Source organism: Acinetobacter sp. ANC_7511, from assembly GCF_056779975.1.
This window is the reverse complement of the sequence record NZ_JBWYIY010000008.1, coordinates 59,655-71,657: the sequence shown is the minus strand read 5'-3', so window position 1 is coordinate 71,657 and position 12,003 is coordinate 59,655. Positions and strand designations below refer to the sequence as shown.

Sequence of the window (12,003 nt, the reverse complement as noted above, 5' to 3'; positions counted from 1 at the left end):
TTCTTCAATTTAAAACGATTTCTTTGGAAATGTGAGGATGCAGCGCAATCCACCCAATGGTGAGTGGTCAAACTTCAAGGAGCCCTTCATGCCTTGTGCAATTTTGCACGATAATGCTAGACCTAATCCAGTTCCGCCAGTACTACGTGTTCTAGAATCATCCGCTCGATAGAAACGCTCACCTAAATGAGCCAATTGCTCATCAGTAAGACCTAATGGGCTATCGTCAACAATCACCGACCAAGTCTTATCGTTTTCGATCGTATGCACATGAATTCTTCCACCGGCTTCCGTATAGCGAATAGTATTACCGAGTAAGTTGACCATAATTTGTTTAAAACGATCTACATCTAATTGTAATTTCGTTCCATGCCCCTCTGCGCTAATCGTGAGATCGGCTTGTTCAAATTTAGGTTTGAAATTTTCAATCTCATTTAACACGACACTCCAAGGGTCAATTTCATTGAAATCAAAATTGAGTTGTTGTGCTTCAGCTTGTGCTAACGCAGCCAAATCTTGTGTTAATTTTTTCAGACTCGAAACTTGTGCCAACATTGAAGCAAAATGTTCAGGCGTTGGTTTACGTATTCCATCTTGCATTGCTTCAATTTGTGCTTGCAAAACAGCCAGCGGCGTTTTTAACTCATGCGAAGTGTCTGCAACCCACTGCTTTCTAGAATTTTCATGCTGATCTAGAATCACAGCTAACTGATTAATTTCAGTCGAAAGATCGCCAAGCTCATCGTTACGATTTACTTTCACCTGATGCTGAAAATTCCCTTTGGTTAATTCTCGTGTTGCATTTAATAAGCGTTGAATTGGCTTTCTAAAATAAGTTGCTAATAATAAGGCAGCAACCAAACTCGAAATAAATGTCAGAATATATATTAAAAATAAATAACGCTTTTGATTGCTAAAGAAATTAATACTTAAAGCATCATCTTGATCTAAAACAGGTCTTAGCCCGAGATACCCCACAATATTTCCATCAACTGTGATCGGTCGATACGACACCATATTCTCTGATGGTTCACCCAAGATAAACTGTTGTTTTGCATCATATAAGGAAAGTCTAGAACTTAAACCCAAGTGATCAGACATAGATATAAATAGTTTCTTGCCCTGCTGGTATTCAGAAGTTCTCAAACTAGAAAGCTTATTTTCATGTGATTTATCAGAACTGTTCGTGGTTCTTGTCTGATTCTGATTTGAACTTAATGGGAAACGCAATCCTTCAAATGGCTGAAATGCAGAAGGTAAATTTTCTTCTAAGACTTTCAGCTCTTCTGGACTAATAGTTTGCGTTCTTTGTGACTCAATTTCGCTAATTAATGTATGCTCTTTGAAATAACGCTGTTGCAATGCAATATCATATTGGCGACGTAACCACCAACGTGATAGTCGATCATAATCATCGGGTGCAGCTTCACCTTCAATTTGTAAAATCTGAGCTTGAACGGCATTGCCCCAATCTTGATAAACAGAGAATACGCCCGCTAAATTATCGATCAGATGATCAAGCTTTTGCATTTCTACATCAGCTACATATTTGGTGAAGTTTTTTTGCATCGTCCAATGCAGCACACTTAAGCTAACCGTCGTAATGAGCAATGTCGTTAACAGTACTGTAAAAAATAAGCGTAGTGCGATTGGTACTCGACGTATATTCAAATTGAACTCACATTATTTCTTCGTTTTTCAGTATTGTATCTAACACTGATTCAAAAAACTCTCCATTGTTTCTTCATCTTTATTATTTAATCTTTACCTATACCGAATCCAAACAACTTTGGGGATAAACATAATGAAAGCGATGAACAAAATTGTATTGGTGACCACTGGTTTAATCAGTATGGGCGCACTTACTGCATGTCAAACAACAACTCAAGCACAAGAAGTTAAAAAGGGTCACTATGATAAAAAACATCATCATAAAGAACGTTTAACACCTGAACAACGCGAGCAATTCAAACAAGCGCGTGCTGACCGTAAAGCGATGATGCAGCAAATTCGTCAAGCATGCGACGGCAAAGCTGTAGGTCAAACTGTTCAAATCAAAACTGATAAACAAAATATTGATGGTACTTGTCATATCCGTTTCGTAGCGGATCGTGCTGATATGAAAAAAATGCATGAGCAAGCACGTGCCCAATTTAAAGCTGAAAAGCCAACTTCGGTCCAAGCTAACCGTTCACAAAAAGGTGAACCTCTCACAGATGCCAAACGTGCTGAGCTTGTTCAAAAATTTGATCAACGTTTGATGCAACAGCAAGTTAGTCAAAATGCAAAACTTCAAGCATGCAATGGGCAAACTGATGGTAAAAAAGTTCAAATCAAAGTGGGTGAACAGACTATCAACGGTGTATGTAAAGTTTATTTCAAACCAAATCAACCACTCGTTAAACCAGACTTAAAAAAATCCGCATAATTCAATTCAACTCACTACTAAGTGATTGAATATTAAAAAGGCGCATGTTGCGCCTTTTTTTATGTCATAACTTATTACGTTTTTGACTATTCTGTTCACATATAATTCACGAAAAAACTTTATACTCTAAACACTTAGCCAAAATTAATATTTTTTCTTTGACTTTACAGTCACACAGAATATGGCTATAAAACTTGTACCAAGCAATAACTTATTGCACGATGTAATAGAACAAAATAGGTGTCGTAGATGACACGACATTTTTTATTAGGATTATAAATCTGGTTTAACCAGTATTGAGGAACCCGATATGCCACAATACAAAGCGCCCTTACGTGATATGCAATTCGTTTTGCATGAATTATTAAATGCTGAAGAACACTTTTCAAAACTCCCTGCATTCCAAGAAAACGTAAGCCGTGAGTTGGTTGATCAATATTTAGAAGCTGCTGCAGATTTCTGTGAAAACGAATTATCTCCACTCAACCAAGTAGGTGACCGCGAAGGTTGTACTTGGAATGATGGTGTAGTTACTACTCCAACAGGCTTCAAAGAAGCATATAAAAAATATGTAGAATTAGGATTCCCATCTTTAGCTGCTGAAGAACAATATGGTGGTCAAGGCTTACCAAACTCTTTAGGCATTATCATTTCTGAAATGATCGGCTCTTCGAACTGGGCATGGGGTATGTACCCAGGTCTATCTCATGGTGCAGTTCGTACAATTGAGCACCATGGTACGGAAGAGCAAAAAAATACTTACTTACCAAAACTGATTTCAGGTGAGTGGACAGGTACCATGTGTTTAACAGAATCTCATGCGGGTTCTGACCTTGGTATTATCCGCACAAAAGCTGAACCTAATGCAGATGGTAGCTTTGCGATTTCAGGTGAGAAAATCTTTATTTCCGCTGGTGAGCATGACATGGCGGACAACATTGTTCACATCGTTCTTGCGCGTTTACCAGGTGCTCCGAAGGGAACTAAAGGGATCTCATTATTCATCGTACCTAAGTTTAACTTAACTGCTGATGGTGAAGTTGGCGAGCGCAACGCTGTTCGTTGTGGTTCGATTGAACATAAAATGGGTATCCATGGTAACGCAACATGTGTGATCAATTTTGATCGTGCAACAGGTTACTTGATTGGCCCTGAAAACCGTGGTCTGAATGCAATGTTCACCTTCATGAACACTGCACGTATTGGTACAGCTGTACAAGGTTTGTCTGCTGCTGAATCATCTTTCCAAGGTGCTTTGGCATATGCGAAAGATCGTTTAGCAATGCGTTCACTTTCTGGTCCTAAAGCACCTGAAAAAGAAGCAGATCCTATTATTGTGCATCCAGCAGTTCGCAACTTAATCTTAACGCAAAAAGCATTTGCTGAAGGTGGTCGAGCTCTAGTGTACTACCTTGCTCACTATGCTGATATCGTTGAGAAAGGCGCGACTGAAGAAGAACGTAAATTTGCAGATAATATTCTGTCATTATTAACGCCAATTGCTAAAGCATTCTTAACTGAAGTTGGTTATGAAGCTGCAAACAAAGGCGTACAAGTATTTGGTGGTCACGGCTTCATTTCAGAGCATGGTATGGAGCAAATTGTTCGTGATACACGTATTGCTTGCTTATATGAAGGTACCACTGAAATTCAGGCACTTGATTTGTTAGGTCGTAAAGTACTGCAAACTCAAGGTGCGATGTTGAAAGATTTCACCAAAATCATTCACAAATTCGCTGAAGCAAACAAAGATAATGCAGACTTGAAAGAGTTTGTTGAACCTTTGGCTGCACTCAACAAAGAATGGGGCGATTTAACTATGCAGATCGGTATGCGCGCGATGCAAAACCCTGATGAAGTCGGTGCTGCTGCAGTAGATTACCTATACTTCTCTGGTTATGTAACGCTAGCATTCTTATGGGCTCGCATGGCTCAAGTTGCTCAACAACAACTTGCAGCAGGTTCAACTGAAGTTGACTTCTACAATGCGAAAATCACAACAGCTCGCTTCTACTTCAAGAAGATCCTTCCACGCGTTCGCTCACATGTTGACGTAATTGCAGGTGGATTAGAACCATTAATGACTTTGGATGCTGAACATTTTGCATTCTAATGATCCATATTAAATATGTGTAAAAGAAAAAGGACAGTCATAGATTTGGCCGTCCTTTTTCTTTATAAATAAATTCGAGATATTAACCTTTAGTCGTCTAACAAGTCCTAATATGCTTCGATAGACTGCTAAGAACTAAAGATATTTAAACAAAAAAAAGGTGAACGAAAATGCCAATCTATAATGCGCCTCTTACAGATATGAAGTTCATTTTGAATGATGTATTTCAAGCTGAACAATTTTGGCAATCAAATGAGAATTTAGCTCATATTGATGCTGCGACAGCTGAAGCTATTTTAGAAGAGATGGCTAAATTCGCTCAAAACGTAACCCTTCCCCTAAATCGCACAGGTGATGAAGAAGGCGCAACTTATAATAATGGATCTGTTACCACACCAGCGGGCTTTAAAGAAGCGTTCCAACAATATGCAGAAGGTGGTTGGATTGGCTTAGGTGCTGACGAAGAATGGGGCGGTCAAGGCATGCCAAAAATGCTGACTGTGCTTGCAGATGAAATGCTTTTTGCAACCAACCCATCATTTATGCTTTACCCACTTCTTTCTGTGGGTGCGGGTATGGCATTAAATAGCTATGCTTCTCAAGAACAAAAAGAAACCTATCTTCCTAAAATCTATTCAGGTGAATGGTCAGGTACGATGTGTCTCACAGAACCTCACGCAGGTACTGATTTAGGCATTATTAAAACTAAGGCTGAACGTAATGAAGATGGTACTTACAACATCACAGGTACTAAAATTTTTATTACCGGTGGTGACCATGATTTAGCTGAAAATATTATTCACCTTGTATTAGCAAAAACGCCTGATGCTCCTGCTGGTTCACGCGGTATTTCTCTGTTCATTGTACCTAAATTCTTAGTGAATGAAGATGGTACCTTGGGTGATCGTAACCCTGTAGGCCCTGGTTCTATTGAACACAAAATGGGGATCAAAGCCTCTGCAACATGTGTGATGAACTTTGACGGTGCAAAAGGCTATTTAGTCGGTAAAGAAAACGAAGGTCTTGCTGCAATGTTCGTGATGATGAACTATGAACGTTTGTCCATGGGTATCCAAGGTTTAGGCGCTTCTGAATTTGCTTATCAAAATGCTGCTCAATATGCCACTGATCGTTTACAAGGTCGTAGTGCAACAGGTGTGAAATCTCCGAATAAACCTGCTGATAGTATTCTTGTACACGGTGATGTACGTCGTATGCTCTTAAATGCTCGTGCGAACAATGAAGCTTCACGTGCATTTGCAGTATATGTAGGTCAACAACTTGACATTACAAAGTTCTCGACAGATCCAGAAGCAGTTGCAAAAGCAAATAATCGTGTTGCTTTGCTCACACCAATCGCAAAAGCATATTTAACAGACACTGCTTTCAATGCGACACTAGATGCCCAAATGGTCTTTGGTGGTCACGGCTATATTCGTGAATGGGGTATGGAACAATGTATCCGTGATCTTCGTATCTCACAAATTTATGAAGGAACGAACGGCGTTCAATCACAAGATCTAATTGGACGTAAAACGATTAAATGTAATGGACAATTCATCGCAGAATATATCGAAGAAATTCGTGACTTTGCAAATGCATTAGATGCGGACTTAAATTACATCAAAGATGCCACTCTTGATGCTGCAACTGAACTTGAATCGATTACTCAAGTTGTTCTTGAACGTGCTGCGGAAAATCCTGATTATGCGAATGCTGCTGCGGTTGATTATTTACATGCGGTAGGCTTACTCAGCTTTACCTATATGTTTGCTAAAATTGCTAAAGCTGCGAGTGAAAAATCAGGTGAGTTCTATGAGAACAAATTATCTTTGGTGAACTACTACATCCAACGCGTTTTACCTGAATTAAATACACGTTTAGCTCGCATCAAAGCTAGCTCTGAAATCGTGATGGGATTTAGCGAAGATTACTTCACAAATCAATCATAAGTTTTATCTTAAAAAAGCCTGATTCTTCAGGCTTTTTTTTACCTGAAATTTGCTTATTTTCAAAGCAACTCATAATAGTCTTCCCTGCTTAGACATAAGATGAGCATGAATTTTGCATCACTCCAATGAAACCATCAGGTTTTTTCAAAGGAGGAGATGTCATGATTAAAAAAGATATTAGCGTAGAAAAAATCGAATCCTTATTAGATCGTTTTGGAAATCTAGCAGTTGAGAGCTTCCACTATATTGCGCTCTTTATTATTGGCTGCATGGTAATTTGGTCTGCAGGACATACCGTGATTGATATTCTTACGGTAAAACAATATGCAACGATTGATGACATTCTGTTGTTATTTATCTATTTAGAGCTAGGTGCGATGGTAGGTATTTATTTTAAGACCAATCATATGCCCGTCAGATTTCTGATCTATATCGCCATCACTGCCCTGACACGTCTGTTAATTTCAGATATTCAACATGACCATAAAGCTGATATTGATTTAGTCATTATTACAGGATCAATTTTAATCCTAGCATTCGCTATATTGGTCGTGCGTTTTGCTTCTTGGAATTTTCCATCAGTGATCCGAGATAAACACCAAGATAAACCTTTACCACTTGGAAAAACACCACGCCCTGAAGATGATGAGTTGGCTTAGATAAAGATGGCTTAGACAAATTGGATTAAGCATCTAACGATCATTTGGCATCTGGATATATCGACCATTTTGGTATATCCAATGCATTCCAACTTGTGGTGCAGGAAGACCATAACGACGCCAATCTGAAATCAGCATATACTGACTCATTTCAATAGTACCACCCTGCCCATTTACGAAACTTGACTGCTTGCTAGAATATGTCGTCGTGGTCGGTAAAGACTGTTGATAGATCACTGTAATTCCATTCTGCTGCGGATACGCTGGATAAGGAGGATATGGTCGCTGTAATTGAGGTCTATTCTGAGCAAAACGTGGTTGTTGCAATGGGACTGGCTTACTTAGACGATCTGCATTACCAGTATATATTGGAGTCAGTGTTGGTTTTACAGGTCGAACCTTAGAACCTTGGTAATTAGCCCAACTATCTGCAAAAGTATGACTCGTTATTAAAAGAATCACTGAACCCAATAGAGTCTTAACCAATAATGTATTGTTCATCTCTATTACCTCTTTCCAAATGTAAGATTACTTTTGTTTTCAACACTCATTCTAAAGCTTAAATATAGATCAATCATGTAGAAATCTTGAACATTATTTAAAATTTTAAATTTAATACTTTAGACCTTTTATTTATCTGCATGAGTCTGTTTGTAAATCTGCTAGACTAACCATTTTTAACTTTGCGAGATTATCCACCGTGCCTGAAATGAGTTTTGATCGCCTGCACCAATTTTTTTGTAAAGTTCCGAGTGTCCAAGAAAACTATATCGATTCTTATGGCACTGATGGTGAACATGCATGGTGGTTTAAATTTCAAATCAATATCGACCATGCCTTAGCTTGGCAAACGGTTCAAGAACTTGGTCATGTATTAAATTACATTTCTAAAAATGAACGCCTACCCACTCAGTTTTTACCAGTGTCTCCTCCACCCTATATGAATGGTGAGGCGAAACAATTCTTATCTTGGGTGATTCAGTGTAATCATCCTGATTTTACGCCAGATGTGGTTTGTGATTGGTTAGAAGCACGTTTACCTCAACCTGTTGAGGATGAGTCTAAGTGGAAAATCAAAACCGATATTAAAGAACTCGATCAAATTGATGATAAGGAACTCGATAAATTAGTTCCGCCGAATCCATAAATGAAAAAATCCCTCTTCTGAGGGATTTTTTTTAGAAGGTTGAAAGACCACTCCATTCCATAAATCGATAAATGGCATATTTCATTTTTGAATCTTCTGCATATTCTGAGTAATCAACACTCATTTGCTTACCCTCTAAATTCATCCAAGCAGTATCAAAATACTGTACTGCATCTTTAAAAACTTGCTGATTTGAAGAGCCAATAACACGTAAATCGGTTTCTAAATTATAATTTTTCAAATTACGAGCAGTAAAATTAGCCGACCCCAAAATCAGTTCAACCTGATTTGAACTACGCTTAATAATCATTTTTGAATGGCACTGCTCACCTTGTGTATTACACCAGCGTACGTCTATTCCAGCTTTATAGAGCTCTGTCGCGACAGGACGATTTGGAATACCATTTTTAGTACGTCCAAATGCATCTTTGTTCGGGTCTAGTAAAACACGAACTTCAACACCGCGTTGGTGAGCTTCAATTAAGGCTTCAATAATTTTTCGCTCTGATAAATAGAACATTGCCAAATCTATTTTTGCATCAGCACCTTGAGCAGATTCAATCAGTTTCAGCAGTTCATCATATATTGCCTTTTCTGTCAGCACTTGCACTTGGGGCAACAGTTTATCTTCTGGTACATCTCCCACAATAACCATTGGAATATTTGCTTTAGAAAATAAAGCCACTGATTGTTCAGTTTTTAAAATATCGACAGCTGTATGCCCTTCGACCACAAGTGCTACATTGGAATGGCGTGAGCTTCCATCATGTGGGTTCATCGAAGTCACTAGTGTTTTCCATCCCTCGGATGTATCCACTACGATGGTTTTACGATGGTTCGCTTTAAAATTAAAAAGATTTAAATAACTTCGAATAGTAATTTTTTCTTCCCCGAAAGGATTATTTAACCAACCTTTCTCAGCATTATTTCCTAAACTCTGACAACAAAAATACCAAATGCCCGACCACAGTGGATTTGATGCGCGTAATGGTGATAAATCTGTTTCTATGACATCAATTCCTGCTTGCCTGAGTTGTCGATAGTGCTCTGGGATTATTCCACCATAAACTGAATTTATAGGATCAGTGATTAATTTAATTTCAATATTCGGTGTTAGACGCTTTTTTTGAATGAGTGCTTGGGTCAGTTCTTGTGTTAAGGCGCGATGTTGATTTTGAGACTGACCAGTTTCAGGATTGAACAGAAACATATCTAACACAATTGTAGTTTGCGCTTGCTCAATAAGATTGAGAATTTCATCAAAAATCTGATGCTGCTGTCGCTGACCCTCCGTATCTATATAAGTTTGGTCTGCTAGGAATTTCACATTTGCATGCCGTAATTTACCGGAATAATTAAGCCCTTCTGGTAATGGTTTATAAATATGATATAGCGCTGAGGCTAAATAGCCGATGGTCAGCATACCGAGAATCAGACCAACATAACGTCGGTTTGACCAATTTAATTTTTGGTGAATTCGTTTAAATAGACGCATAACAAAAAACCTAGTCCGATACTTTCAGACTAGGTTTTAATTTACGTTTTTTCAAGCATTAAACTGTTTTTAACACGTTGAATTAAATTAGAACCCGTATTCAACGCCGACGGTAAAATTACGTCCAATTTGTGGAATATTCGACAAAAATGAATTGTGCGAATAAACCTGATCATCCAATAAGTTATTTGCTTTTAAATAAACCCGATAATCGTTGCGATTGTTTAACTGCCCAGCATAAGACACACCAACATTGACCATGTTATAGCCTTGGGTTTCGGTCTCATGTATTGGTGCAATCTTATCTTGTCTAAACACATGATAGTATTCTGCCAGACCAGACCATCCATCCGCAAAATTGGTTTCCACCTTTGTACCAAGTCGTCCAGCAGGAATACGTGGAGCATTGTCTCCCTCTATCTTGCCTCGAACGTAATCACCAAACAAGCTTAGCTTATACTGATCATTAATCGCGTATCCAACCTCACCCTCAAGCCCATAGAATCTTGCTTCATCACCCTGATATTGCAATAAACGTGTATTGGTTTCAGAATCTTGATCTACAAAACGTCCATAAATATAGTTATCAAACCAATTGTGATAAGCATGAACATGGTAATCCAATTTGTCATTTTCATAATGAAAACCAAGCTCTAAATTATTTGATTTTTCAATTGAAAGATTTGAATTACCTACTTCATAACTATTCGTCGCGTAATGCATTCCATTCGCATAAAGTTCCTGCGCAAGTGGTAAACGTTGTTGATGAGATCCCACTAGAGATACCTTATAGTTTGGTGCAAACTGCCAATTTGCAGCTGCAGATGCTGAAAAGGCTGTATCTGAAAAATCTTGTTGGTCTGATTCAACTTTGATTTTTTGATGATCAGCACGTGCACCAAGCTCAACATGAACATCACCAAATTGCTTATGTTCTAAAGCAAATAAACTATATTTTTGAGTTTTTGTATCAGGCATAAATGCTTCGTGTACATGATCACCATGTTGCTCACCTGTGAGCGCAATCTTTTGCTGACTATACTGCGCTCCTAAAACACCATCCCACCCCATAACAGATTGGTGAACTAATTCTAAACGACCATCAAAAGCATCGCTTTTAAAATTGCTTATAACAGAATGACCCTCAATCTCATCATGCTCATAGTCAGTATAACTTGCATGCGCACGAAGCTTATCAAAGCCTGCAAAAGGCTGATCTAATTCGGTTCGCAAGTCAAAACGCTCAGATTTCAAGTCTACCCAAGGTCCAGCATGATGATCTCCGTCACCATCATCTGCTGGATGACAGTGAATATGATCAGCACCCTGCAAATGACAATCAGCGTGGATATGTCCCGGCAAACCATATTTATCTTGTCGATTACTATATGACAGCCCCACAAAACCTCGATCATGGATCCATGAGCCGCCGACATTAACTGTTTGACCTTCTGAGAAGGTATTTTCTACACGTTTAGCACTTTCACGATGAGGCTCTGTCTCACCCTCATGATGATGTTCAGTGAAGTAACCTTTGAAAGGGATATAATCATTGGCTTTATGCTTCGTGCCTTCAACACGAAGTGCAAAATTTTCACCTATAGCTGCTGTTACACCTGCACTCGCAAGTTTTTCATCACTCCCAGAGTTGTAGCGGACGCCCACTTGCCCCTCTAGACCATTAGCTGGCATTTGTGTCGGTATTTTTTGATCAGTCACATTGACTAAACCACCCACAGTACCAGCTGAGTAAAGCAATGTTGAAGGTCCTCGGATAACTTCCACTTGCTTCGCCAAAATAGGATCAACCGTTACGGCATGGTCAGGAGAAAGTGTTGATACATCTGCAGTTTCAGAAGCATGCTGTAAAACTTTTACACGCGGTCCATCTTGGCCACGAATCACTGGACGACTTGCACCTGTTCCATATTGATTAGAATAAACACCCAATTCATCGGCTAATGCATCACCTATGGTTGTTGGTCTTTCGGATAATTTTTTTTGATCAATCACATGATCCGCTACAGCGAAGTCAGCAGCTGTTTGAACCAATGGATGTGCGGTAGAAGAAATTGTATCTAATTGAACATTTTTTTGTTTTTGATCAGCATGTGCTGCGGATGCTATCACTGCTAAGACGGAGGCAGTGATGATATTTTTATGAAAGTTCATACGACAAGCTCAAAATTCGAGAATTTACAATTGTTGT

The 12,003-nt window shown here is 38.8% G+C and carries 9 protein-coding genes; 5 read left to right on the top strand and 4 right to left on the bottom strand.

The window, feature by feature from the left end; translation table 11 throughout:
- Positions 1–9 precede the first annotated feature (9 nt).
- A complete protein-coding gene (gene baeS, locus AC1M9L_RS06890) occupies positions 10–1,671 on the bottom strand; it encodes a sensor histidine kinase efflux regulator BaeS (RefSeq protein WP_035265564.1) in 1,662 nt (553 codons plus the stop codon).
- 133 nt (positions 1,672–1,804) lie between these two features.
- Here baeS and AC1M9L_RS06885 point away from each other — a divergent pair, with 133 nt between their 5' ends.
- The 4 genes from AC1M9L_RS06885 (at position 1,805) to AC1M9L_RS06870 (ending at position 7,152) form a co-directional block, all read left to right on the top strand.
- Positions 1,805–2,428, top strand: a complete 624-nt coding sequence (locus AC1M9L_RS06885; RefSeq protein WP_481591705.1) for a hypothetical protein — start codon at positions 1,805–1,807, stop codon at positions 2,426–2,428.
- 310 nt (positions 2,429–2,738) lie between these two features.
- Positions 2,739–4,541 carry an acyl-CoA dehydrogenase C-terminal domain-containing protein gene (locus AC1M9L_RS06880; protein ID WP_180028280.1) on the top strand — a complete coding sequence of 601 codons (1,803 nt, stop codon included), beginning with the start codon at positions 2,739–2,741 and terminating at the stop codon, positions 4,539–4,541.
- 170 nt (positions 4,542–4,711) lie between these two features.
- The gene (locus AC1M9L_RS06875) at positions 4,712–6,493 is read left to right on the top strand and encodes an acyl-CoA dehydrogenase C-terminal domain-containing protein (RefSeq protein ID WP_092767569.1); all 1,782 of its coding nucleotides are present in this window, start codon (positions 4,712–4,714) and stop codon (positions 6,491–6,493) included.
- 161 nt (positions 6,494–6,654) lie between these two features.
- Complete coding sequence (locus AC1M9L_RS06870) at positions 6,655–7,152, top strand: phosphate-starvation-inducible protein PsiE (RefSeq protein WP_481591704.1); 498 nt, start codon at positions 6,655–6,657, stop codon at positions 7,150–7,152.
- A 33-nt stretch (positions 7,153–7,185) separates the two neighbouring features.
- Here the strand turns inward: AC1M9L_RS06870 and AC1M9L_RS06865 are convergent, their stop codons facing one another.
- Positions 7,186–7,653, bottom strand: coding sequence for an RcnB family protein (locus AC1M9L_RS06865; RefSeq protein WP_481591703.1), 468 nt, complete (start codon positions 7,651–7,653; stop codon positions 7,186–7,188).
- A 199-nt stretch (positions 7,654–7,852) separates the two neighbouring features.
- On the opposite strand from AC1M9L_RS06865, the gene AC1M9L_RS06860 reads away from it, so the two are divergent.
- On the top strand, positions 7,853–8,299 hold the full coding sequence (locus tag AC1M9L_RS06860) for a hypothetical protein (RefSeq protein WP_092767573.1): 447 nt from the start codon (positions 7,853–7,855) through the stop codon (positions 8,297–8,299).
- 31 nt (positions 8,300–8,330) lie between these two features.
- Here the strand turns inward: AC1M9L_RS06860 and AC1M9L_RS06855 are convergent, their stop codons facing one another.
- Together AC1M9L_RS06855 and znuD are read right to left on the bottom strand one after the other, a co-directional pair.
- Positions 8,331–9,794, bottom strand: coding sequence for a phospholipase D family protein (locus tag AC1M9L_RS06855; protein WP_481591702.1), 1,464 nt, complete (start codon positions 9,792–9,794; stop codon positions 8,331–8,333).
- A gap of 87 nt (positions 9,795–9,881) precedes the next feature.
- The gene (gene znuD / locus AC1M9L_RS06850) at positions 9,882–11,966 is read right to left on the bottom strand and encodes a zinc piracy TonB-dependent receptor ZnuD (RefSeq protein WP_481591701.1); all 2,085 of its coding nucleotides are present in this window, start codon (positions 11,964–11,966) and stop codon (positions 9,882–9,884) included.
- Positions 11,967–12,003: the final 37 nt, after the last annotated feature.